Source organism: Rhodococcus sp. P4_B6 (assembly GCF_056402215.1).
Map to the genome: position 1 here is coordinate 36,035 of NZ_JBFUHV010000010.1, position 22,111 is coordinate 58,145.

At 68.9% G+C, this 22,111-nt stretch carries 24 protein-coding genes and 1 pseudogene; 19 read left to right on the plus strand and 6 right to left on the minus strand.

From position 1 onward, the window contains the following. Positions 1-160 precede the first annotated feature (160 nt). Positions 161-442: pseudogene (locus AC1DWT_RS06945) on the plus strand (cysteine hydrolase family protein); the annotation flags it as partial. Positions 443-500: 58 nt separating this feature from the next. On the opposite strand, the gene AC1DWT_RS06950 reads toward AC1DWT_RS06945, so the two are convergent. Genes AC1DWT_RS06950 through AC1DWT_RS06960 form a run of 3 tightly spaced genes read right to left on the minus strand, consistent with a single transcriptional unit; the run spans position 501 to position 2,762 of the window. Continuing rightward, on the minus strand, positions 501-1,532 hold the full coding sequence (locus AC1DWT_RS06950) for a tocopherol cyclase family protein (RefSeq protein ID WP_206013073.1): 1,032 nt from the start codon (positions 1,530-1,532) through the stop codon (positions 501-503). Between the two features lie 4 nt (positions 1,533-1,536). Next, positions 1,537-1,941: a PaaI family thioesterase gene (locus AC1DWT_RS06955; RefSeq protein ID WP_072939824.1), complete on the minus strand. Its 405-nt coding sequence runs from the start codon at positions 1,939-1,941 to the stop codon at positions 1,537-1,539. A gap of 47 nt (positions 1,942-1,988) precedes the next feature. Continuing rightward, positions 1,989-2,762 carry a PIG-L family deacetylase gene (locus tag AC1DWT_RS06960; protein ID WP_095862543.1) on the minus strand — a complete coding sequence of 258 codons (774 nt, stop codon included), beginning with the start codon at positions 2,760-2,762 and terminating at the stop codon, positions 1,989-1,991. Between the two features lie 56 nt (positions 2,763-2,818). Here AC1DWT_RS06960 and AC1DWT_RS06965 point away from each other — a divergent pair, with 56 nt between their 5' ends. The 8 genes from AC1DWT_RS06965 to AC1DWT_RS07000 all read left to right on the plus strand — a co-directional run bounded on the left by AC1DWT_RS06965 (position 2,819) and on the right by AC1DWT_RS07000 (position 11,198). Further along, a complete protein-coding gene (locus AC1DWT_RS06965; protein WP_072939827.1) occupies positions 2,819-4,021 on the plus strand; it encodes an MFS transporter in 1,203 nt (400 codons plus the stop codon). Continuing rightward, positions 3,967-4,794 carry an alpha/beta fold hydrolase gene (locus AC1DWT_RS06970; RefSeq protein WP_206013071.1) on the plus strand — a complete coding sequence of 276 codons (828 nt, stop codon included), beginning with the start codon at positions 3,967-3,969 and terminating at the stop codon, positions 4,792-4,794. Before AC1DWT_RS06965 ends, AC1DWT_RS06970 begins: the two co-directional genes overlap by 55 nt. A gap of 12 nt (positions 4,795-4,806) precedes the next feature. Continuing rightward, positions 4,807-6,165 (plus strand): D-inositol-3-phosphate glycosyltransferase, encoded by a 1,359-nt coding sequence (gene mshA, locus AC1DWT_RS06975; protein WP_206013069.1) that lies wholly within the window; start codon positions 4,807-4,809, stop codon positions 6,163-6,165. Next, the gene (locus AC1DWT_RS06980; protein WP_095862545.1) at positions 6,162-6,653 is read left to right on the plus strand and encodes a type III secretion system chaperone family protein; all 492 of its coding nucleotides are present in this window, start codon (positions 6,162-6,164) and stop codon (positions 6,651-6,653) included. Before mshA ends, AC1DWT_RS06980 begins: the two co-directional genes overlap by 4 nt. Positions 6,654-6,759: 106 nt before the next feature. Continuing rightward, positions 6,760-8,355: an AMP-binding protein gene (locus AC1DWT_RS06985; protein WP_477920063.1), complete on the plus strand. Its 1,596-nt coding sequence runs from the start codon at positions 6,760-6,762 to the stop codon at positions 8,353-8,355. Positions 8,356-8,398: 43 nt separating this feature from the next. Then, a complete protein-coding gene (locus tag AC1DWT_RS06990) occupies positions 8,399-9,154 on the plus strand; it encodes a phosphoglyceromutase (RefSeq protein WP_477920065.1) in 756 nt (251 codons plus the stop codon). A gap of 149 nt (positions 9,155-9,303) precedes the next feature. Beyond that, positions 9,304-10,512: a sensor histidine kinase gene (locus AC1DWT_RS06995; protein WP_095862546.1), complete on the plus strand. Its 1,209-nt coding sequence runs from the start codon at positions 9,304-9,306 to the stop codon at positions 10,510-10,512. Further along, positions 10,509-11,198, plus strand: a complete 690-nt coding sequence (locus AC1DWT_RS07000; protein WP_072939844.1) for a response regulator transcription factor — start codon at positions 10,509-10,511, stop codon at positions 11,196-11,198. The genes AC1DWT_RS06995 and AC1DWT_RS07000 overlap by 4 nt, the downstream gene beginning before the upstream one ends. A 102-nt stretch (positions 11,199-11,300) precedes the next feature. Here AC1DWT_RS07000 and AC1DWT_RS07005 read toward each other — a convergent pair whose 3' ends face one another. Both AC1DWT_RS07005 and AC1DWT_RS07010 read right to left on the minus strand, forming a co-directional pair. Further along, on the minus strand, positions 11,301-11,636 hold the full coding sequence (locus AC1DWT_RS07005) for a hypothetical protein (protein ID WP_072939847.1): 336 nt from the start codon (positions 11,634-11,636) through the stop codon (positions 11,301-11,303). A gap of 69 nt (positions 11,637-11,705) precedes the next feature. Next, the gene (locus AC1DWT_RS07010) at positions 11,706-12,491 is read right to left on the minus strand and encodes a DUF3109 family protein (protein WP_095862547.1); all 786 of its coding nucleotides are present in this window, start codon (positions 12,489-12,491) and stop codon (positions 11,706-11,708) included. Positions 12,492-12,557: 66 nt separating this feature from the next. Between AC1DWT_RS07010 and AC1DWT_RS07015 the strand changes: the two genes are divergently transcribed. From AC1DWT_RS07015 to AC1DWT_RS07060, 10 genes are all read left to right on the plus strand, one after another. Further along, a complete protein-coding gene (locus AC1DWT_RS07015) occupies positions 12,558-13,511 on the plus strand; it encodes a Ppx/GppA family phosphatase (RefSeq protein WP_206013066.1) in 954 nt (317 codons plus the stop codon). Then, positions 13,508-14,809, plus strand: coding sequence for a hypothetical protein (locus tag AC1DWT_RS07020; protein ID WP_206013064.1), 1,302 nt, complete (start codon positions 13,508-13,510; stop codon positions 14,807-14,809). Before AC1DWT_RS07015 ends, AC1DWT_RS07020 begins: the two co-directional genes overlap by 4 nt. Before the next feature lie 7 nt (positions 14,810-14,816). Next, entirely contained in the window at positions 14,817-15,758 is a 942-nt protein-coding gene (locus AC1DWT_RS07025; RefSeq protein WP_095862550.1) for a sugar phosphate isomerase/epimerase family protein, read from the plus strand. Positions 15,759-15,842: 84 nt separating this feature from the next. After that, positions 15,843-16,478 carry a MerR family transcriptional regulator gene (locus AC1DWT_RS07030; protein ID WP_072939861.1) on the plus strand — a complete coding sequence of 212 codons (636 nt, stop codon included), beginning with the start codon at positions 15,843-15,845 and terminating at the stop codon, positions 16,476-16,478. Further along, positions 16,475-17,317, plus strand: a complete 843-nt coding sequence (locus AC1DWT_RS07035; RefSeq protein WP_095862551.1) for a thioesterase family protein — start codon at positions 16,475-16,477, stop codon at positions 17,315-17,317. The genes AC1DWT_RS07030 and AC1DWT_RS07035 overlap by 4 nt, the downstream gene beginning before the upstream one ends. A gap of 36 nt (positions 17,318-17,353) precedes the next feature. Beyond that, the gene (proC, locus tag AC1DWT_RS07040; protein WP_072939866.1) at positions 17,354-18,169 is read left to right on the plus strand and encodes a pyrroline-5-carboxylate reductase; all 816 of its coding nucleotides are present in this window, start codon (positions 17,354-17,356) and stop codon (positions 18,167-18,169) included. A 125-nt stretch (positions 18,170-18,294) separates the two neighbouring features. Beyond that, a complete protein-coding gene (locus AC1DWT_RS07045) occupies positions 18,295-18,531 on the plus strand; it encodes a helix-turn-helix domain-containing protein (RefSeq protein WP_005258384.1) in 237 nt (78 codons plus the stop codon). Between the two features lie 200 nt (positions 18,532-18,731). Beyond that, positions 18,732-18,833, plus strand: a complete 102-nt coding sequence (locus AC1DWT_RS07050; protein ID WP_003402602.1) for a 30S ribosomal protein bS22 — start codon at positions 18,732-18,734, stop codon at positions 18,831-18,833. 199 nt (positions 18,834-19,032) lie between these two features. Continuing rightward, entirely contained in the window at positions 19,033-20,076 is a 1,044-nt protein-coding gene (locus tag AC1DWT_RS07055; protein ID WP_083395791.1) for an NAD-dependent epimerase/dehydratase family protein, read from the plus strand. Next, positions 20,073-21,092, plus strand: coding sequence for a lysophospholipid acyltransferase family protein (locus tag AC1DWT_RS07060; protein WP_072939868.1), 1,020 nt, complete (start codon positions 20,073-20,075; stop codon positions 21,090-21,092). Before AC1DWT_RS07055 ends, AC1DWT_RS07060 begins: the two co-directional genes overlap by 4 nt. A 15-nt stretch (positions 21,093-21,107) precedes the next feature. On the opposite strand, the gene AC1DWT_RS07065 is transcribed toward AC1DWT_RS07060, so the two are convergent. Continuing rightward, a complete protein-coding gene (locus AC1DWT_RS07065; protein WP_072939871.1) occupies positions 21,108-22,094 on the minus strand; it encodes an HAD family hydrolase in 987 nt (328 codons plus the stop codon). Between the last annotated feature and the right edge of the window lie 17 nt (positions 22,095-22,111).

Genomic DNA, 22,111 nt, shown 5'->3' on the forward strand with positions numbered 1-22,111 from the left:
CTCGCACTACCCCACCCGTTCCATGGTCCCAAACCCGCGTTCCATGCCCATGGTCCGGTCCCTGTGATTCCGGCTACAGAGTCCGCGTGAGCGTTAGATTTGCTGCGTGACGCATTGGCGGCAGAACTCGGACCCGTTCCTCGAGCTGGGAGTGCCGGGACTCGACCCCGAATCGCTCCTCGCCGGTGACGTCCAGGCCGTCTCGCCCACCGAACACGTCCTGTTCAAGCCGCGGTGGAGTGCGTTCTACCGCACCGGGCTCGACGAGCACCTGCGCCGGTGGCGGGTCGACACCGTGGTGATCGCGGGCTGCAACTACCCCAACTGTCCGCGCGCCACGATCGTCGACGCCAGCGAACGGGACTACACGGTGCTCGTCGCCGCCGATGCGATCTCGGGCGTCGACGCGCGTCACCTGGAGGAGGCCGGACGGATCGGGGTTCTGCACGCGGAGACCGACGAGATCGTCGAGGCGTTGCAGCCACCCGAACTCGAGGTGATCAGCAGAGGGGCGGAGCCGACGTCGCGTCCGGCGGCGCACCCCGTCTGCGCAGTTCCGCACGCGCCCGCTCGATCCCGCCGTGCTCCAACGCGGCGAGCGGCGATTCGTCCGCCCAGACGAGTTCACCACGGCGGCGGACCGTGACACTCATCGAACCCGCCAGATGCTCGAGGGCGCCGGGAATGTTGCGACGCTCGGCGGGGAGCGGAACCGGAAGCACGTGGGCCGAGCCCAGCGGGGAGGCGCCCTCGATCTCGACGCTCCACGTGCGGCCGCGGCCGCGCAGCGACCACCGCTCGTCCGTCACGTGCGCCCGGACGGGGGAGGTGACCGGGTTGCCGAGGCGGAACACCGTGCCGTCGGGCAGCGCGACGACGACGGCCGTGACCTCGGTGCGCAGCCCACCCGCGGTGATCTCGCCGCCGGCGAACGCGACGCATGCCTGCCGGTCGGCGAATCCCTGGGCCTGGCCCCACCACCAGGAGTCGGGGAATCCGCCCCTGCCCCAGTTCTTCTCGCCGTAGACCTGGGCGCCGTCGAGGTCGATCTCGGTGCCGCCCAGAACCGCGGTTCCCTCGGCCCGTCCGCCGAGCAACCACGGATGCCAGTACTGGTTCAGCGCGGGCACGGTCTGGAACACGCTCGACCCGCCGAGCCTGCGCCGCGGCCACGGGACCTGGGCGCCGATCCGGACGTCGAGGCGGGCGTCCGGTCCGAGATCCACCCGCACGCGGTCGACGGACCCGCGGAACGCGTCGCCGGCGAACGCGCCGAGTCCGGCCGGGTTGGCGTAGCCCTCCGGATGCGCGGCGGTCCGCAGGAACCTCGTGGGGTGACCGGCCAGACCGAGCGTCGCCCAGTGGCCGTCCGCGGCCCTGTTGATTCCGGCCAGCGCGATGACGACCTGTCCGGTCGCGGGCTGGGTGAACCGCCAGAAATAGCCTTCCATCGCGACGTCGTGTGCGGCGAGGACGTTGCCGAACGGCAGATCCGCGCCCGTGGACCGGTACGCCCGCAGCAGTCTCGACACGGGGTCAGCTTCCCGGCTGGGGGTGCAGCACCGCCTGCGACTGCGTCACCTGCGCCACCAGCCGGTCCTCGTCGTCCCGCAGTTCGGTGACGACGGCGACCGTGGTGCGTCCGGCGTGCAGCGGACGCGCGGTCGCGGTGACGGTGCCCTTGCGGACGCCGCGGGTGGACACGGTGCTCGAACTCGTGGTCGACGTGGACGCCCCCGCCGGAAGATTCAGAAACGCGCAGACGGCGCCGACACTGTCGGCGAGGGTCATCAGGGCCCCGCCGTGCATGCCGTTTCCCGCCGTGGTGCGGTGCCGGTCCCACTCGAGGTGCCCGACGACCTCCTCGGGTGCGGCCTTGGTGAGGCGAACCCCGGTGTGCACGGCGAACGGCATGGTCGCGACGAGATCAGCGGGATCCATACCCGTGGATGCTAGGCGCGGACCCGAACCCGCGTAGGCAGTTCCGGTCAGAGCGGCAGCGACGACTCCGCGAGCCCCGCGGGCGCCCCGCGCCGGCGGAACCATTCCTGACCGAACGCCGCCTGCAACTGCTCCTCGGGCATCTGCAGGAACGGGCCGAAGTCCCCGATCTGGGTGGCGTGCGCGTGCATCGCGGCGCGTTTGGCGCCCATCGCCGAGGTGACGTCCACGACCGTGGTGATCTCGGAGTCCGGAAGACCGAACGTGTCGAGGTCCGGTGGCTGGGCGTTCTCGGACCATTCCGGATTCGCGGCCATGAGTCGCCGGATGTGGTCGCGACTGACGGCGGCCTCGTACACGTGCGGCACACCGGCCAGTTCGGCGGCCCGGAGGCCCACGTGATGAACCTGGACGTGATCGGGGTGCCCGTAACCACCGTTGGGGTCGTAGATGGTGACCACGTCGGCGGATTCCTCGACGAGGATCGCGGCCAGCCGGGCAGCGGCCTCCTCGACGTCGACGTTGCAGAACGCCGCCGGATTCTCGTTCTCCGGCGATCCCGCCATCCCGGAATCCGCGTAGTGCAGCAACACCACACGCTGGGCGCCGAGCAGCGACGTCGACTCCTCGAGTTCGCGGCGCCGACGCTCGGCGAGCGACTCGCCGTCGATCAGGATCCCCTCGGGCGCCTCGCCGAGAGCCCCGTCCGTCGCGGTGACCACGACGACGCGGTGACCGGCGTCGGCGGCCTGACGCATCACGCCGCCGGTGGTGAACACTTCGTCGTCGGGATGGGCGTGGAAACACACCAGGACACTCATGAGCGCAATACTTGCACGTGCTGGAAGTCGCGGCCACGATCTGTGAGGCTCGACGCGTGCTCGGTACCTATCGTCAGATCTTCGCCGCCCCCGGCTCCGCAGCGTTCTCGGCAGCGGGATTCGTCGCGCGCGTACCGATCGCCATGGTCGGCATCGGCATCGTCACGATGCTGTCCGAACTGCGCGGGGACTACGCGCTCGCCGGCGCCCTGGCCGCGGTGTTCGCGCTGACCTACGCGTTCATCACGCCGGTCGTGTCCCGGGCGGTCGACCGCTACGGGCAGTCCCGCGTGCTGCCCGTCGCGTCGGGGATCAGCGCGACATCCCTCGCCGCGATGCTGCTGTGCGTGCGGTTCGGGACCCCCGACTGGGTGCTGTTCGTGTGGGCCGTCCCGGCCGGCTGCATGCCCACGATCGGTGCGATGGTGCGCGCCCGCTGGACCGAGCTGTACCGCGGGACGCCACTGCTGCGGACGGCGTTCGCATTCGAGGCGGTCGTGGACGAGCTGTGCTTCATCGCGGGACCGGTGGTCTCCGTCGGGCTCTCCGTCACGGTGTTCCCCGAGGCGGGACCGCTCGCGGGACTCGTGCTGCTGGTGGTCGGCACCCTCGCGCTCGTCGCTCAGCGTGGCACCGAGCCGCCCGTGCACTCGTCGCCGGACGGCGGCCGCCCGTCCGTCGTCCGGACCCCCGCGCTGTGGATCCTGGTGGCCGTCATGGTGTCGATGGGCACGATCTTCGGCGTCATCGACGTCGGTGCCATCGCCTTCACCCGGAGCCACGACGCACCCGCCTCCGCCACGGTGGTGCTGGCCCTGTTCGCGGCCGGGTCCGCGGTGGCGGGCCTCGTGTTCGGCGCGGTCCGGGTGTCGGCGTCGCTCCGGAAACAGCTGATGGTCGCGGTCCTCGCGGTCGCGGTGCTGATGGTGCCGCTGCTGTTGGCAGGCAGCATCCCGGCGCTCGCCGTCGCCTACGCGGTGGCGGGGATGACGGTGGCGCCGATCATGATCGTCACCACTGGTCTGGTCGAGCAGATCGTGCCTGCGGCCGCGCTCACCGAGGGCATCACCTGGATCGTCACCGGACTCGGTGTCGGCGTCGCCGTGGGATCGGCACTCGCCGGCCGGATGATCGACGAATTCGGCACGACCGCCGGGTACGCGGTGGCGGCGGTCGCTGCGCTGCTGGCCTCTATGGTGACCCCATGGCTATTCGTGAAGCAGTCGGCGTCGACGGAACGCCCCTCGTCTACTCGGTGACCGGTGACCCCGACGCGCGGGCCCTGGTTCTCCTGCACGGCTGGGCGCAGTCGTCGAAGTGCTGGGGCGCCGGCGTGCTCGACGAACTCGCCGCCCGCTACCGCGTCATCGCCGTCGACCTTCGCGGACACGGCTACTCGGGTGCCCCGGCCGCCGACTACGACGACTCCGCGATCTGGGCCGGGGACGTCGACGCGGTGCTCACGGCGGAAGGCGTCACGTCCGGTGCGGTGCTCCTCGGCTGGTCCTATGGCGGCCTCGTGATCTGCGACTACCTGGCGTCCCACGGCACGTCCGCCGTCGACGGCGTCGTCCTCGTCGGGGCCATCACCAGCATCGGTCGCGGGGAGGCCGGCGGCAAGGTCGGTGCGGCGATGCGCGCCGCGATCCCCGGCGCGATGTCCGAGGAGCCGCGCGAGGCGATCCGCGCGCTGGGCGCGTTCGGCACCGCGCTCACCGGACCTACCGAAGGCAAGGGCGCGCAGTCGCAGGCGTTGTTCGGCGCCGGCCTCGCCACCCCGCCACACGTGCGGGCCGCCCTGTTCAACCGCTCCGCGAGCCACGACGACCTGCTCCGGTCGCTCGACGTCCCGGTACTCGTCCTGCACGGGACCGAGGACTCCGTCGTCGACGTCTCGGCTGGTAGGCACGCTGCAGACCTGATCCCGCAGGCGCGGGCCTCGTTCTGGGAAGGTTGCGACCACGGACCGTTCGTCGAGGATCCCGGCCGCTTCGTGAAGGAGGTCGGCGCGTTCGTCGACAACCTCGGTTAAAGGGGCCGATCGGTGGGGGARCACTATGGAGTGGTGACGCCCTTGCACAACTCGCGCCCCCGCAGGGTGGCCGTCCTCTCGGTCCACACCTCACCCCTGGCGCAGCCCGGTACCGGAGACGCGGGCGGCATGAACGTCTACGTGCTGCAGTCCGCCATCCAGATGGCCCGCCGTGGCGTGGAGGTGGAGATCTTCACCCGGGCCACGTCGTCCGCCGACGCCCCGGTCCAGGAAGCGGCGCCGGGGGTCCTCGTCCGCAACGTCGTCGCCGGCCCGTTCGAGGGGCTCGACAAGCAGGATCTGCCCACGCAGCTCTGCGCGTTCGTGGCCGGGGTGCTCCGCGAGGAGGCCCGCCACGAACCGGGTTACTACAACCTGGTGCACTCGCACTACTGGCTGTCGGGGCAGGTCGGCTGGCTCGCCCGCGACCGGTGGGGTGTGCCGCTCGTGCACACCGCGCACACGCTCGCCGCGGTCAAGAATCTGTCGCTGGCCGAGGGGGACACCCCCGAACCGGCCGCCCGTCAGATCGGCGAACAGCAGGTGGTCGCCGAATCCGACCGGCTCGTAGCGAACACCACCGACGAATCCGATCAGCTGGTCCGCCACTACGGCGCCGACCCGAACCGGATCGACGTGGTGGCGCCCGGCGCCGACCTGACGCGGTACCGCCCCGGCGACCGGGACGCCGCCCGCGCGAAGCTGGGGCTCGACCCCCGTGAGACCGTCGTGACGTTCGTCGGACGCATCCAGCCGCTCAAGGCTCCCGACGTCCTGCTCCGCGCCGCCGCCGAACTGATCGCCCGGGATCCCGAGTCGTCGCTGCGGGTGCTCGTGGTCGGGGGTCCGTCCGGATCCGGACTGGCCCGGCCGGACGCGCTGATCGAACTCGCGTCCTCGCTCGGCATCGCCGCGCGGGTCACGTTCCTCCCGCCGCAGGCGCCCGATCGGCTCGCCGATGTGTACCGGGCTTCGGATCTCGTTGCGGTGCCGAGCTATTCGGAGTCGTTCGGTCTGGTCGCCATCGAGGCGCAGGCCTGCGGCACGCCGGTGATCGCGGCGAACGTGGGCGGACTCGGCGTCGCGGTCCGTCACGGCGAGACGGGGCTCCTCGTGGACGGGCACCGCACCGAGGACTGGGCGACGGCGTTGCAGTCGCTGGTGTCTGCGCCCGGCAGGCTGGCCGCGCTGGCCGCCGAGGCTCCGCGGCACGCGGAGAACTTCTCCTGGGAACACACCGCCGACGGCCTTCTCGAGAGCTATCGGATGGCGACCGTCAACTACAACTACGGACACGGCCCCAGCGAATTCTCCCCGCGTCGCGGACGCGGATTGTGGAAGCTGCGCAGGGTCGGGGGAGTACGCGCATGACCGACTTGGCCGAGGTGATCGAGTCCGCCCTGACCGACCGGGAGTTGGACTTCACGAGGAAGGACTCGACACACTTCGTCGTCGAGTTGCCCGGCGAGCGCAAGCTCAAGACCACCACACTGCTGACCGTCGGAAAGCACGGCCTGCGCGTCGAGGCGTTCGTCTGCCGCAAGCCCGACGAGAACTTCGAAGGCGTCTACAAGTACCTGCTGCGGCGCAACCGCCGGCTGTATTCGGTGGCATACACGATCGACAAGATCGGCGACATCTACCTGGTCGGTCAGATCGCCGAGCACGCGGTGACCGCGGACGAATTGGACCGCATTCTCGGGCAGGTGCTCGAGGCGGCCGACGGCGACTTCAACACCCTTCTCGAACTCGGATTCGCCGGTTCCATCAAGCGGGAGTGGGAATGGCGTGTCTCGCGCGGCGAGTCGCTGGCGAACCTGAAGCCGTTCGAACATCTCATCGAGGACTCGCAGTCCTGAGTGTGGGTTGACCTCCCGCGGACGGGAATTGCGCGCGGGTAGAGTTGCGGCGAACCTGTGACTGGTGTCACAACTGCTGCTGCAACACTTCGAGGGAGTGACCCACGTGAGCTTCAAGAGCCCGTTTCCGGACGTCGAGATCCCGAACCTCAGTGTCTACGATTTCCTGTTCGGTCGGGTCGACCCGGCGGATGCGGAACGGCCCGCCCTGATCGACGGCACCTCCGGTGCGGTCACCACCTACCGAACCCTGGTCGGGCAGATCGACGGGGTGGCGGGGGCGCTGGCCGCCCGCGGCCTCGCGGTCGGTGAGGTGGTGGCCCTGCACTCACCGAACGTGCCCGCGTTCGCCGCGGTGTTCCACGGCATCCTGCGCGCCGGCGGCGTCGCCACCACCATCAACGCCCTCTACACCGCCGAGGACATCGCCAAACAGCTCACCGACTCGCACGCGAAGTTCCTGTTCACCGTCTCCCCRCTGCTRCCGCARGCCMAGGATGCGGCGGCGAGGGTCGGAATCCCCACCGAGAATGTGATCGTCCTCGACGGCGCCGMCGGGCACCCGTCCCTGGCGGATCTGCTCACCGAGGGCCACCCGGCCCCGGAGGTGTCGTTCGACCCGGCCACCCAGCTGGCGGTGCTGCCGTATTCGTCGGGGACCACCGGCCGCCCGAAGGGGGTGATGCTCACCCACCGCAACCTGGTCGCGAACGTGTGTCAGATCAACCCGCGGATGGGCATCGGCGCCGACGACAGGCTTTTGGCGGTGCTGCCGTTCTTCCACATCTACGGGATGACGGTGCTGCTCAACGCCGCCCTCTACAACCGGGCCGCCCTGGTGACGATGCCGAAGTTCGACCTCGTCGAGTTCCTGAGCATCGTCTCCGGGCAGCGGTGCACGTATGTGTTCATCGCGCCGCCGGTCGCGGTGGCGTTGGCCAAGCACCCGTTGGTCGACGACTACGACCTGTCCTCGGTGCATTCGRTSTTCTCCGGTGCCGCCCCGCTGGATCAGGAACTGGGCAGGGCCGTCGCSACCCGGCTCGGSTGCCGGGTCCGGCAGGGCTACGGGATGTCGGAGATGAGCCCGGTCTCGCACGCGATCCCGTTCGACCGSGACGACATCGCCCTCGACTCGGTCGGCCCGACGATCGCGAACATGGARTGCAARCTSGTCGACCCSGCCACCGGGCTGGAGGTCGCCTACCCGGCCGAGGGGGTCAGCGCGCCGGGGGAGTTGTGGTGYRMGGGYCCGAACATCATGGCCGGGTACCTSGGCAACGASGCGGCSACCGCGGARACCCTGGATGCGGACGGGTTTCTGCACACCGGGGACATCGCGACCGTCGACGCCGAGGGGGTGGTGACGATCGTGGACCGGATGAAGGAGCTGATCAAGTACAAGGGGTATCAGGTGCCGCCCGCCGAACTCGAGGCGCTGCTGCTCACGCACCCGCAGATCGCCGACGCCGCCGTCATCGGTGTCCTCGACGACGAGGGTGAGGAGGTGCCGAAGGCGTTCGTCGTCGCCCAGCCCGGTGCCAAGGATCTGGATGAGGCCGCGGTGATCGCGTTCGTCGCCGCCCGGGTCTCCCCGCACAAGAAGGTCCGCAGGGTCGAGTTCATCGACCTCGTCCCCAAGTCCGCCGCAGGCAAGATCCTCCGCAAGGATCTCCGGGCCGGCGAGGCCCGCCGGAGCTGACGGCAGGGGTTCACGGCGCGAGGGTTCCGGCAGGCATGCCAGGATGAACGGCATGAGTACCGGAACCCTTGTGCTGCTCCGCCACGGCGAGAGCGAATGGAATGCGCTCAACTTGTTCACCRGCTGGGTGGACGTCCACCTGACCGATAAGGGCATCGCCGAGGGCAAGCGCGCCGGCGAATTGCTGCTCGAGCACAACCTGCTCCCCGACGTGCTGTACACGTCGCTGCTGCGCCGCGCCATCAGCACCGCCAACATCGCGCTCGACACGGCAGACCGGCACTGGATTCCCGTCATCCGCGACTGGCGTCTCAACGAGCGCCACTACGGCGCCCTGCAGGGACGCAACAAGGCGCAGGTCAAGGACAAGTACGGCGACGAGCAGTTCATGCTGTGGCGCCGCAGCTACGACACCCCGCCGCCGACGATCGAGGCCGGCAGCGAATACAGCCAGGACACCGATCCCCGCTACGCGAACCTCGACGAGGTCCCGCTCACGGAGTGCCTGAAGGACGTCGTCGTCCGCCTGATCCCGTACTGGGAAGACACCATCTCGGCCGATCTGAAGGCCGGCAAGACCGTCCTGATCACCGCGCACGGCAACTCGCTGCGTGCCCTCGTCAAGCACCTCGACGGAATCTCCGACGAGGACATCGCCGGGCTGAACATCCCCACGGGCATCCCGCTGCGCTACGACCTGGACGAGAACCTGAAGCCGCTCAACCCCGGCGGCACCTACCTCGACCCCGAGGCGGCCGCCGCAGGCGCCGCCGCGGTCGCGAACCAGGGCGGGAAGTAACCCGTGCAACCGGCCGGACGTCCCGTTCGCGGGACGTCCGGCCAACAGCAGGTTAACTGCGGACGAAGACTCCGGTTGCCGCGTGTGACGTGCGCGGAAATGCCTGGACCCTGCGTAACCGGCCCGCCGCGCGAACGTACGATTYAGGCGTGAGTGTTGTTCAAGCCGTCTTGCTTGCCATCGTGGGCGGCTTCGTCGGTTACCTCGTCGGTGGCGTGCTGATCCCCATGCTGTCTACCCGGCAGGCGCAGCGAATGGAAGAAACGTCGGGGCTCACGATGTCGCAGGTCCTCGACCTGATCGTGCTGGCATCCGAGAGCGGCATCGCCGTGGTCGACCAGTTCCACGACGTCGTCCTGTTCAACCCCCGCGCCGAAGAGCTGGGCCTGGTGCGGAACCGGCTCGTCGACGACCGTGCGTGGGTGGCGGCGCTCCGCGTCCTCGAAACCGGCGAACCCGTCGAGGTCGACCTCAGCACCAAGAACCCGCAGCGGGGGCGCGACCGGATCGCGGTGCGCGGCACCGCACGACTGCTCAGCAAGGAAGACCACAACTTCGTGGTCCTGTTCGCCGACGACGACTCCGAGCAGGTGCGGATGGAAGCGACCCGCCGCGACTTCGTCGCCAACGTCAGCCACGAACTCAAGACCCCGGTCGGCGCGATGGGACTGCTCGCGGAGGCACTTCTCGAATCGGCGGACGACCCCGATTCGGTCCGGCACTTCGGCGAACGCGTGCTCGGTGAATCCGTCAGGCTCGGCAAGATGGTCACCGAACTGATCGCGCTGTCCCGGCTGCAGGGCGCCGAGAAGCTGCCCGACCTCGAGGCCGTCGCCGTCGACGAGGTGGTGGACGAGGCCCTGCAGCGTTGCAAGATCTCCGCGGAAGCCGCAGGCATCGCCGTCACCACGGACCACAACAGCGGCTACGAAGTGCTCGGCGACCGCGCGCTGCTCGTCACCGCGCTGTCCAACCTGGTGCAGAACGCCATCGCCTATTCGCCGAAGGGATCCCCGGTCTCGGTGAGCCGGTCCATCCGCGGCGACAACGTGGCGATCTCGGTGACCGACCGCGGCGAAGGCATCGCCAAGGCCGACCAGGAACGCGTCTTCGAACGTTTCTTCCGCGTCGACAAGGCGCGGGCCCGGGCGACCGGCGGAACGGGACTCGGCCTCGCGATCGTCAAGCACGTGGCCGCCAACCACAACGGATCGATCGACCTGTGGAGCAAGCCAGGAACGGGTTCGACGTTTACCCTGCAGATTCCTGCACACATCGAGACAGTAGAGACGAACGGCGGGGACGCCGACGGCGGAACTGTCGGGAGGAGAGAAACCGGTATGGAGGCCAAGCGATGACAAGTGTGCTGATCGTGGAAGACGAGGAGTCACTGGCCGACCCATTGGCCTTCCTGCTTCGCAAGGAAGGATTCGAGACGACGATCGTCGGCGACGGACCGTCCGCGCTCGCCGAGTTCGACCGGGCCGGTGCCGACATCGTCCTCCTCGACCTCATGCTGCCCGGCATGAGCGGCACGGACGTCTGCAAGCAACTCCGCAGCCGATCCGGTGTCCCCGTCATCATGGTGACGGCACGGGACAGCGAGATCGACAAGGTGGTGGGTCTCGAACTCGGCGCCGACGACTACGTGACCAAGCCGTATTCGGCGCGGGAACTGATCGCCCGCATCCGCGCGGTGCTGCGCCGCGGCGTCGACAGCGAACTCGACGTCGCGCAGGACTCGGCAGTCCTCGAGGCCGGACCGGTCCGGATGGACGTCGAACGGCACGTGGTGCAGGTGAACGGTGACGCCGTCACGCTGCCGCTCAAGGAGTTCGACCTCCTCGAGTACCTGCTGCGGAACTCGGGCCGGGTACTCACCCGCGGACAGTTGATCGACCGGGTGTGGGGCGCGGACTACGTCGGCGACACCAAGACCCTCGACGTGCACGTCAAGCGTCTGCGCTCGAAGATCGAGACCGACCCGGCGAAGCCGGAACACCTCGTCACCGTCCGCGGGCTGGGCTACAAACTGGAGGCGTGAGCGGACGCCGATCCGCCACAGTTGCGCACGAATTCGTCAGCCGCACAGGCAATTGCCGGTGCGGCTGACGAATTCGTGGGCGTTTGCCGGAACGGGCGACTGTCAGAACGGGTTGTACACCCAGACGCCGCGGAACGGCGCCGAGATGATCTGCGTGATCGCGTGCTCGCGGCCCTGGTCGTCGAACTGCCTGCAGTAGACCGCGACGTAGTGTCCGTCGCCCTTGCACTCGATGACCCTGCCGGTTCCGTACGGGCTCAGGACGAGGGCCCGGTCAGCCTTGTCGCCGAAGGCGCCCGGATCGAACGGTGCGACGAAGTTCGCCGTCTTGTCGTAGAAGGTGTTCCAGTCCGGGGTCGGGTCGGCGGACGCGGTCGGCGCGAGAGCGAGCGTTGCGGCGGCGGTCAGCAGGGCACCGGTCAGAATGCGAGCGAACATGATCTCTCCCGTCGTGGCTGTGCCCGGAATGGGGCCGTGACGGCTAAATCGACCGGCAGGTCCGATCCGTTACCCGGCGGCCCTCTTCTGTGCGGCCACGGTCGCGGGATGCACGGCGACGAGTCCGAGGCCGGCCCTGCGCTTGCACAGCGTCGCCAATTCCGCGTACGCGGCCTTGCCGAGCAGCTCCGTCAGCTCCGGCGCGTACGACTGCCAGACCGCCTTGGCGCCCACGTGGGCGTCGGGTGAGCCCGAGCAGTACCAGTCCAGGTCCGAGCCGCCCTCACCCCAGCCACGCCGGTCGTACTCGGTGATGGTGGTCTTGAGGATCTGCTCGCCGTCGGGGCGTTCCACCCACTCCTGGGTGCGGCGGATCGGAAGCTGCCAGCACACGTCGGGCTTGACCTCGAGCGGCTCGATCCCGCGCTCGAGCGCCATCGAGTGCAGCGCGCAACCGACGCCGCCCTCGAAGCCGGGGCGGTTCAGGAAGATGCAGGCCCCCTGATACCGGCGGGTGCGCAGCGCGGGCTCGTCCTCGAGGTCGTCCTCCTCGATGTACCCCTTCTTGCCGAGCCCCTTCTCCATGAACTGCCAGTTCTCGGGTGTGAGCAGCTTCACTGACTTGTTCAGCTTCTCCAAATCCTCCTCGTCGGAGAGGAACGCGCCGTGCGAACAGCAGCCGTCGTCCGGCCGGTCGCCGATGATGCCCTGGCAGGCCGGAGTGCCGAACACGCAGGTCCAGTGGGATAGCAGCCACGTCATGTCCGCGGCGATGAGGTGCTCGGCGTTGTCGGGATCGGGAAATTCGACCCATTCGCGAGCGAAGTCGAGGGGTACTTCGGGGCTGGGTGTCATCTTGTGTGAACGCCCTGCTTTACGTGCTGTCACAAAGCCCGACGGTAGACCCAGTACCGTGTCAATGTGCGACTAGGGGTACTCGACGTCGGAAGCAACACCGTCCATCTTCTCGTAGTGGACGCCCACAGGGGCGGCCACCCCACACCGATGAGTTCGACCAAGTCGACTCTGAGGCTGGCGGAGAACACCGACGACAAGGGCGACATCACCACTCAAGGTGCAGATCGCCTGGTCACGACGGTGGCAGACTTCTCCAGCATCGCGAGGACATCCGGGTGCGGTGAACTCATGGCCTTCGCGACGTCCGCCGTCCGCGACGCCAACAACTCGGACGACGTGCTCGCGCGCGTGCACGACGAGACCGGCGTGACGCTGGAGGTCCTGTCGGGTGTCGACGAGGCGCGGCTGACGTTCCTCGCCGTGCGCCGCTGGTTCGGGTGGAGCGCCGGCCGCATCCTGAACCTCGACATCGGCGGCGGATCCCTCGAGCTGACGACGGGCGGCGACGAGGACCCGGACGTCGCGCTGTCGCTGCAACTCGGCGCGGGACGGCTCACCCGGGACTGGCTCGAGGCCGACCCGCCGGGCAAGCGTCGCGTGGCGGTGCTGAGGGACTGGCTGGACGCCGAACTGACCGTCCCGGCGAAGGAACTGCGCACGGCGGGGCAGTGGGACCGGGCCGTCGGCACGTCGAAGACGTTCCGCTCGCTGGCCCGGCTGACGGGCGCCGCACCGTCCGGCGCGGGCCCGCGGGTCAAGCGCACGCTCACCGCCAGCGGTCTCAGGCAACTCATAGCTTTCATTTCGCGGATGACGGCCTCGGACCGTGCAGAATTAGAAGGGGTGAGCTCCGACAGGTCGCAGCAGATCGTGGCCGGAGCGCTCGTTGCGGAGGCCAGCATGAGAGCACTGGGCGTGGAGGAACTCGAAATCTGCCCCTGGGCTCTGCGCGAGGGATTGATCCTCCGCAAGCTCGATACGGAAATGGGCGGTGAATTGATGGTGGGTGCTCGATGACCGAGGACAGTCAGCAGATCTCTGTGTCAGAACTGCTCAAACGCAACGGGCAGCAGGTGGAGTCCCGGGGCGGGCGGCGTCGGCGCGGCGTCGCGGGAGGAATCTCCGTCGCCGAGTTGACCGGTGAAATTCCGGTGGTCCGGGATCCGTCCGAATCGCGGGCACTCGAATCCGAACCGGAACCGGCCGCGCCCGAGCCGTCGCGCACGCCCACGCCGACTGCACCGTCGGCGCCGGCAGCACCGTCGGCGAGGGCCGACGAGCGCACGGCCGCTTTCAAGGCTCCAGTCGACGACAGCGACGATGACGACGACGAACCCATCGCCAGTCGCCCCGCCGGCCGTGGCCGCGCCGTGGTGCCGGGCGGGACGTCGCGCGATCACCAGGGAACCTGGGTCAGCCGGTCCGTCCGGAAGGAACCGCCGGCGCCGCAGGCCGCCGCCCCGACGCCGGCTCCGACGGTGGCCGCCCCGGTCGTGAAGAAGCCGGAGCCGGCCCCGACCGTCGCCGCTCCGCGGGTGACACCGGCGCCGAAGGCCGAACCCCCGGCCAAGCCCGGCACAACGGCCAAGTCCGGCACAACGGCCAAGCCCGACACAACGGCCAAGGCCGAACCGGCCGCGAAGTCCGACGCACCCGTGAAGCCCGAGGCCCCGGCGAAACCCGGAACCCCGGCGAAGGCGGGCGCCGCAGCGAAGTCGGGTACGGCAGCGAAGTCGGGTACGGCAGCGGCGTCGAACGGCGCGTCGAAGTTCGTGAAGACGCCGAAGCCGGAGGCTCCCGCCAAGGCGAAGCCGGAGCCCGCGCTGCTGTCCGGATCGACGCTGGCCGGCGACCTGATGCGTCAGTCCCGGGACTCGGATGCGGCGAACGCGGCCGAGGAGACGGACCTCATCGAGGCCGCCACCGACGAGGCGGACACCGGCCAGCGCGACGACACGCAGAAGTCCGACACCCCGCGCCGTTCCCGCAAGGAGGCGAAGGCGGAGAAGGCCGCGAAAGCGGAGAAGACAGGCAAGGACGAGGCCGGCGAGAACTCCACCCGTGAGTGGGCCGTTCTCATCGGCCAGGGTGTGGTGGCCGTGATCGCCGGGGCCCTGCTCTTCAAGGGTTTCGAGAAGCTGTGGGACGTCTTCCCGTGGGTCGCGCTGATTCTGGCGCTGCTCGTCATCGTGGGCCTGGTCGCCATGGTCCGCATCCTGCGCCGCACCGACGACATCACCAGCTTCGTGATCGCCGTCGTCGTCGGGATGATCGTCACTCTGGGGCCGTTAGCCTTCATGCTTGCGTCGGGCTGAGTTGCTCATGGTCGGGGACAGTGGGCACGAGCAGATTCGACGGTCACCGCGTGGGCGGAAGGTACTGGTGGGCCTGTCGACGGCCTCGGTGTACCCGGAGAACACCGAGGCGGCCTTCCGGTACGCGGCCGATCTGGGATACGACGGCGTCGAACTGATGGTGTGGGCCGAATCGGTCAGCCAGGACGCCGCCGCCGTGGCCGGGCTGGTGCGCAGGTACGCGATCCCGGTTCAGGCGATCCACGCGCCGTGCCTGCTCATCTCGCAGCGGGTGTGGGGCGCCGACCCCGTCGCGAAGCTGGAGCGTTCCGTCCGCACCGCCGAATCGCTCGGGGCGACGAGCGTTGTGGTGCACCCCCCGTTCCGCTGGCAGCGCCGGTACGCCGACGGCTTCGCCGATCAGGTGGCCGACCTGGAACGGCGCAGCGACGTGATCGTCGCGGTGGAGAACATGTTCCCGATGCGGGCGGACGGCTTCTTCGGCAGCAAGGAGAGATCCGCCGAGCGGTTGCGGCGGCGGGGCGGACCCGGGGCCGCGCTGTCGGCGTTCAGCCCGTCCTACGACCCCACCGATTCGGGGCACGCCCACTACACGCTCGACCTGTCGCACACGGCCACGGCCGGAATGGATGCGATGAAACTGGCGGAGCGGATGGGGGAGGGCCTCGCGCATCTCCACCTCGCCGACGGCCGGGGTGCGTCGATGGACGAGCACCTCATTCCCGGTCACGGCGCCCAGCCCTGCGCGCAGCTGTGCCGGCACCTCGTCGACACCGGGTTCGACGGGCAGGCCGTGGTCGAGATCAACACGCAGAACGCCCGAACCCGCCGGGAACGGTCGTCGATGCTCGCGCAGGCGCTGGCCTTCGCCCGTGAACATCTCGAACCGGGACGCGCCGCGTCGGGGTCGCCACGCAGCCACTCCGGTGGCGATCACGACGACACCTGAGGCGTCTGCCGAGTTTCTCCTGCGGTAAGCTCGGGGCCACATTGGATAGTTTCAGTATCCAGTCTGGTTGTCGAAGGAGGGGCCGTGCGCGTTTCCGAGTTGGTCGCCCGTACCGGCGTTCCGCTCGCGACGGTGAAGTACTACCTGCGCGAAGGTCTGCTGATGCCCGGCGAGGCGACGAGCGCCACCCAGGCCCGGTACGGCGAGGAGCACGTGCAGCGCCTCGGCCTCGTCAAGGCGCTGGCCGGAGCCGGACTGCCGATTCCCCGCATCCGGGAGATACTCCGCCTCGTCGACCATCCCGACGGCTCACTGTTCGACGTGCTCGGCCAGGCCATCGCGCAACTCCCGCCCTACCTCGACACCCCCGCCGACGACGCCGACGAGTTCCCCCGGGCCCGCGCCGTCCTCGACAGGCTCGGGCAGGTCTACGACCCCCGGTACGTCGCGGTCGGTCAGCTCGAACGTGCCCTCGTGGCACTCGAGGAAGCCGGCATCCCGATGACCGAGGAGCGACTCGACGCCTACGGGCGCCACGTGCGCGGGATCGCCGAGATCGACATCGGGCTCATGCCCACCGCATCGGCCGAGGATGCGATCCGGTACGCGGTGCTGGGCACGGCCGTCTACGAACCGGTGATCGCCGCGATGCGCCGGCTCGCACACCAGGACGTCGCACAGAAGCGTCTCCGGAACCCCGAAGAACAGGACCAGCAGTGAGCTCAACTCCCTTCCACGATCTCAACGTCCTCACCGCTGCCGGTGACGGGACGTACCGGGCGTCGATCGACCCGATCTGGACCATCGGCCCCAAGGTGCACGGCGGTTCGATGATGTCGCTCTGCGCCGCCGCCGCCCGCAGGCGACTGCTCGACGAGACCGGCGATGCCGGGCCGGCCCGGGTGCAGCCCCTCGCAGTCGGGGCCAACTACCTGTCCGCCCCCGACCCGGGCGAGGTGACTCTGTCGACGACGGTGCGCAAGCAGGGCAAGCAGGTGTCGTTCGTCGACGTGGAGCTGACGCAGGGCGACCGCGTTGCCGTCCACGCGTCGGTCACGCTCGGCGTCCCCGACGTGGGGGAGCCGCAGTACAGCGGAGACCACGCCCTGGCGCAGCTCCCGGTGGAACCGCCCGCCGACGCCGTCGTGCTCACGGCCGACCACCCGATGGGGCAGATCGTCCACGTGGCCCAGGGCTGCGACATGCGGGTGGACGGGACGTCGGCGCACTTCCTGACCGGCAACCAGGGCGAACCCGAGGTCCGCATGTGGGTGCGACCGCGCGCGGGCGACGAGAGCGACCCGGACACGGCGGCGCTGTTCGCGATCATGACCGGCGACATCAGCGCCCCCGTGACGATGAACCGCGGCATGTTCGGCTGGGCGCCGACGGTCCAGCTGACCACCTACCTGCGCAGGCAGCCCGCGCCGGGCTGGCTGCGCGTGATGGCCAGCAGCACGGTGCTCGGCGGCGCATGGTTCGAGGAGGACCACACCGTCCTCGACTCCACCGGGGCGATCGTCGTGCAGAGCCGGCAACTGGCGATGATCCCCCGCTAGGAAGGCGCCGCAGAGCGTCGTGGCAGGCTGTTCGCCATGACGAGAATCGCGGTAATCGGAGGCGGCAAGATCGGCGAGGCCCTCATCTCGGGGCTTCTGCAGGCAGGTCACGCCGTCAAGGATCTGGTGGTGGCCGAGCAGCACCCGGCGCGCGCCGACGAGCTGGCAGCGGCGTACTCGGTGCGGGTCACCACCCCGTCCGACGCCGCCGAAGGCGCCGACGTCATCGTGATGGCCGTCAAGCCGGGAGACGTCGAGTCCGCGCTCACCGAGGTGTCCAAGGTGGAACTCGACGGCGAGCGCGAGCAGCTGCTCGTCTCGCTCGCTGCCGGTATCCCCACCGCCTTCTACGAGACGAGACTGCCCGCCGGGTTCCCCGTGGTCCGGGTCATGCCCAACACGCCCATGCTGGTCGGTGAGGGCGTCAGCGTGCTCGCGCCCGGCAGGCACGTGAAGAAGGAACACCTCGAACTGGTCCGCGGCGTCCTGTCGTCGGTCGGCAAGGTCGTCGTCGTCCCCGAATCGCAGATCGACGCCGTCACCGCCGTCTCCGGCTCCGGTCCGGCCTATTTCTTCCTGGTCGCCGAGGCCATGATCGACGCGGGCGTGGGGCTCGGACTGACCCGGGCGACCGCGACCGAACTGGTCGTGCAGACCATGGTCGGCTCCGCGGCCATGCTCGACAGGTCGGGGGAGAGCGCGACCGAACTTCGTGCCGCCGTGACTTCACCCGGCGGAACCACCGCGGCGGCAATCCGCCGGCTGGAGGGAAACGGTCTCCGAACAGCATTTTTCGACGCCCTCGAAGCCGCGAAAATTCGTTCTGCCGAACTCGGCACGACGACCGAATGAATATTCGATTGCCCACACCCGTCGCAGTAACCCCATCCGTCCCGCTAAGCTCGAAGTAGCACGTGCGTGTCTGTTCCGCCGGAGGGGAAGCCGGCGGCGCGAGACGTGCCGGAGGTAAGTGGTTGATGACGTCTGCAAAAAAGCCGTCCAAGGGCTCGGCCCCGGACGGACAACCGGCACTGGCCGGAACGCAATTTCTCACCGTCGCCGAGGTAGCGACGCTGATGAGAGTGTCCAAGATGACTGTGTATCGGTTGGTGCACAGCGGCGAACTGCCCGCCGTCCGCGTGGGCCGCTCGTTCAGAGTGCATGCGAAAGCAGTGCACGACTACCTCGAAACCTCGTACTTCGACGCCGGTTGACCGATCGGCACGAAGAGGGTCACTTCGACCTCGTTTTCGGGGAGAGGACCCGCACCGGTACGATTAGCGACTGTCGTACCAGCCAGCTGGTGTCGTAAGGCGCTGAGCTAGTTAAAACGAGGCCCAGGCGCCAGAGTGGCGCGAGCGTACGTGATCGGCGTGCGCAGGAACGCTAGAGAAGAACGTGAGGGACACCCGCTATGGGTTCAGTGATCAAGAAGCGACGCAAGCGCATGTCGAAGAAGAAGCACCGTAAGCTGCTTCGCCGCACCCGAGTGCAGCGCAGGAAACTCGGTAAGTAAAGAGTTGCGTCTGGATGCCCGTCACCTCCGGTGGCGGGCATCCGTCGTTTCACGGCGGGCCTGTCGCGTATCGGGCGACCGGCCAATTGCCGTTGTGCGGAGCGCCATCCCCTTCCTGCACGTATCGTTGACGTCACTCGCTACGTGATCGGGGGTCTTAGTGGTTGTGAGTGACGAAGACAGTACTACGCGGACGGCGGTGCCGCGCGTCGTGCTGGTCACTGGGGCCAGCAGGTTTCTGGGTGGATATCTGGTCACCCGGCTCGCTCAGAATCCGGCCATCGAGCGGGTCATCGCGGTGGACGCGGTGTCGCCGAGCAAGGACATGTTGCGCCGCATGGGCCGCGCCGAGTTCGTGCGCGCCGACATCCGGAATCCCTTGATCGGCAAGGTTATTCGTAACGCCGAGGTCGACACCGTCGTGCACGCGTCGACGCTGGCGCGCCCGCCGAAGTCGGGTAGTCGCGCGGCCATGAAGGACATGAACGTCATCGGCGCGATGCAGTTGTTCGCCGTCTGCCAGAAGGCTCCGAGCGTCCGTAAGGTCGTGTTGCGTTCGGCCTCCGTGGTCTACGGCTGCAGCGCCAAGGACCCGGCCAAGTTCACCGAGGAGATGAGCGCCCGGCGCCGCCCGGCGGGCGCGTACGCGCGGGACTGCATCGAGATCGAGGGGTATCTGCGCGGAATGGGGCGCAGGCGCCCCGACATCGGCGTGTCGATCGTCCGCCTCGCACCGCTGGTCGGGCCGCGACTCAACGCGACGGTCGCGCAGTACCTCACCTCACCGGTCGTGCCGACCATTCTCGGGCGGGACGCACGCCTGCAGGTCCTGCACGAAGAGGACGCGCTGGCCGCGCTGGAACGGGCCACGGTGTCGGGTCCGGCGGGCACGTTCAACGTCGCGGGCGACGGCGTCGTCATGATGTCGCAGGCCATCCGCCGCGCCGGGCGGATCGAGGTCCCGATGCCGTTCGGGTTGTTCCGCAACCTCGGACGTGCGCTGATGGGGCCGGTGATGCGGTCGTACACCACCGAGCAACTCGAGTACTTCCATTTCGGTTGCGGACTGGACACCACGCGCATGCGAACCGAACTATCCTTCGAGCCACGGTGGACCTCGATGCAGGCGCTCGACGACTTCGCTCGTGCTGCCGGCGTCAAGGCGATCATCAAGAACGAATGGGTCGACGCAGCAGAGAACGCACTACTCGCTCTTACCGGCACGGCGAAAGGGGAGAGGTGAACGAAGTGGCGAAGGTCATTCCGTTGCACGGTGCGACAGCCGCGCGCGGGACCGCTATCGGACGTTCGAGGCGTGAGCAGAGCGAGAGCAGACATCCGTCCGCGATGCCGCCGCCCTCCGTGATCACCCCACCCCAGCCCGTCACCGAGTCCTCGGCGGTCGACGCCGTCCGCCACGCCCTGGCCGAGCAGATCGTCAACACCGCCGAGTTCGTGCGCCGCCGGCTCTCGGGCGACTATCACGTCGACGACTTCGGCTACGACCCCCACTTCGCCGAGAACGTGTGGCTCCCCATCCTGCGTCCGCTGTTCGACAAGTGGTTCCGCGTGGAGGTCAGCGGTCTGGAGAACATTCCATCGACCGGCGGTGCGCTGGTGGTCGCCAACCATGCCGGTGTGCTGCCCATCGACGGCCTGATGACCTCGGTCGCCGTTCACGACCATCACCCTGCGCATCGCCCGCTGCGGATGCTGGCCGCCGATCTCGCGTTCGAGATGCCGCTCGTCGGTGGTGTCGCACGCAAGGCCGGGCACACGCTCGCGTGCCACCCGGACGCCGTGCGCCTGCTGCAGGACGGGGAGGTCGCGGCCGTGTTCCCCGAAGGTTTCAAGGGCATCGGCAAACCGTTCAGCGAACGGTACAAGTTGCAGCGGTTCGGCCGCGGTGGCTTCGTGTCCGCCGCCATGCGGACCGGTGCGCCGATCATTCCGTGCTCGATCGTGGGGTCCGAGGAGATCTACCCGAAGATCGGTGAACTCGGGACGCTCGCCCGACTGCTGGGGATGCCGTACTTCCCGGTGACCCCGCTCTTCCCGCACTTCGGGCCGCTCGGGCTCGTGCCGTTGCCGTCGAAGTGGTACATCGAGTTCGGCAAGCCGATCGTCACCGACACGTACGACGCGTCGGCGGCCGACGACCCGATGGAACTGTTCGAGGTCACCGACCACGTCCGGGAGACCATCCAGCAGACGCTGTACCGGCTCCTCGCGAAGCGCCGGAACGTGTTCCTGGGCTGAGCCGCGGCGGGCGGCTCAGGCCGCCTGTTCGCGGCGGCGCGCGACGACGGCGGCGAGTGCGCCGCCTGCCGCGCCGAGGAGCAGCGCGGTGGGAACGCCGATCTTGGCGGCCTTGCGTCCGGTCCGGAAGTCGCGGATCTCCCAGCCCCGGTTCTTGGCGAGCTCACGCAGATCGGTGTCGGGGTTGATCGCGACCGCGGTCCCGACGAGCGACAGCATCGGCACGTCGTTGTGGCTGTCCGAGTAGGCGGTGCAGCGCTTGAGGTTGAGGCCCTCGCGGACCGCGAGGGCACGCACGGCGTGTGCCTTGCCGAGGCCGTGCAGGATGTCGCCGACCAGACGTCCGGTGAACATCCCGTCCTCGCTCTCGGCGACCGTGCCGAGGGCGCCGGTGAGGCCGAGGCGTTTCGCGATGACCTGCGCCAGTTCCACCGGGGTCGCGGTGACGAGCCACACCTGCTGTCCGGCGTCGAGGTGCATCTGCGCCAGCGCCCGGGTGCCGGGCCAGATCTTGTCGGCGATCACCTCGTCGTAGATCTCCTCACCGAGGCGGGCGAGTTCGGCCGTCGACCGTCCGGAGACGAACGACAGGGCCTTCTCCCGGCCGGAGGCGACGTCGTCGCTGCTCTCCTTGCCGGTGACGCGGAACTTGACCTGCTTCCACGCGAAGTCGAGGAGGTCGGACGTCTTCAGATACTTGCGGGCGGCGAGCCCGCGCGCGAAGTGGATGATCGAGGCGCCCTGGACCATCGTGTTGTCGACGTCGAAGAACGCGGCGGCCGTCAGGTCGAGGGGAACGTCGTGTTCGACCAGTTCGGTGTCCTCGCCGGACGCGACGTGAAGTGCGAGGGCCGCGTCGGCGCTCGCCTCACCTGCGACGTTGGCACGTACCTCGGCTTCGCTGGGTCCCAGCGGATTCCTGAACTGGCGTCGGCCCGGGAGGATGATCCCCGCCAGACCTGAACCGAAACCCGAGCCGTTCGGTAGTGATCGCGCAGGCACTCGCACCTCCCGTATCG

What these genes read in the sequence shown, in the direction of transcription:
- AC1DWT_RS06955 (WP_072939824.1), bottom strand. Translation starts at nt 1,941, where the DNA reads ATGGATCCCGCTGATCTCGTCGCGACCATGCCGTTCGCCGTGCACACC.
- AC1DWT_RS06960 (WP_095862543.1), bottom strand. Translation starts at nt 2,762, where the DNA reads ATGAGTGTCCTGGTGTGTTTCCACGCCCATCCCGACGACGAAGTGTTC.
- AC1DWT_RS06970 (WP_206013071.1), top strand. Translation starts at nt 3,967, where the DNA reads ATGGCTATTCGTGAAGCAGTCGGCGTCGACGGAACGCCCCTCGTCTAC.
- AC1DWT_RS06980 (WP_095862545.1), top strand. Translation starts at nt 6,162, where the DNA reads ATGACCGACTTGGCCGAGGTGATCGAGTCCGCCCTGACCGACCGGGAG.
- AC1DWT_RS07000 (WP_072939844.1), top strand. Translation starts at nt 10,509, where the DNA reads ATGACAAGTGTGCTGATCGTGGAAGACGAGGAGTCACTGGCCGACCCA.
- AC1DWT_RS07005 (WP_072939847.1), bottom strand. Translation starts at nt 11,636, where the DNA reads ATGTTCGCTCGCATTCTGACCGGTGCCCTGCTGACCGCCGCCGCAACG.
- AC1DWT_RS07010 (WP_095862547.1), bottom strand. Translation starts at nt 12,491, where the DNA reads ATGACACCCAGCCCCGAAGTACCCCTCGACTTCGCTCGCGAATGGGTC.
- AC1DWT_RS07020 (WP_206013064.1), top strand. Translation starts at nt 13,508, where the DNA reads ATGACCGAGGACAGTCAGCAGATCTCTGTGTCAGAACTGCTCAAACGC.
- AC1DWT_RS07025 (WP_095862550.1), top strand. Translation starts at nt 14,817, where the DNA reads ATGGTCGGGGACAGTGGGCACGAGCAGATTCGACGGTCACCGCGTGGG.
- proC (WP_072939866.1), top strand. Translation starts at nt 17,354, where the DNA reads ATGACGAGAATCGCGGTAATCGGAGGCGGCAAGATCGGCGAGGCCCTC.
- AC1DWT_RS07045 (WP_005258384.1), top strand. Translation starts at nt 18,295, where the DNA reads ATGACGTCTGCAAAAAAGCCGTCCAAGGGCTCGGCCCCGGACGGACAA.
- AC1DWT_RS07050 (WP_003402602.1), top strand. Translation starts at nt 18,732, where the DNA reads ATGGGTTCAGTGATCAAGAAGCGACGCAAGCGCATGTCGAAGAAGAAG.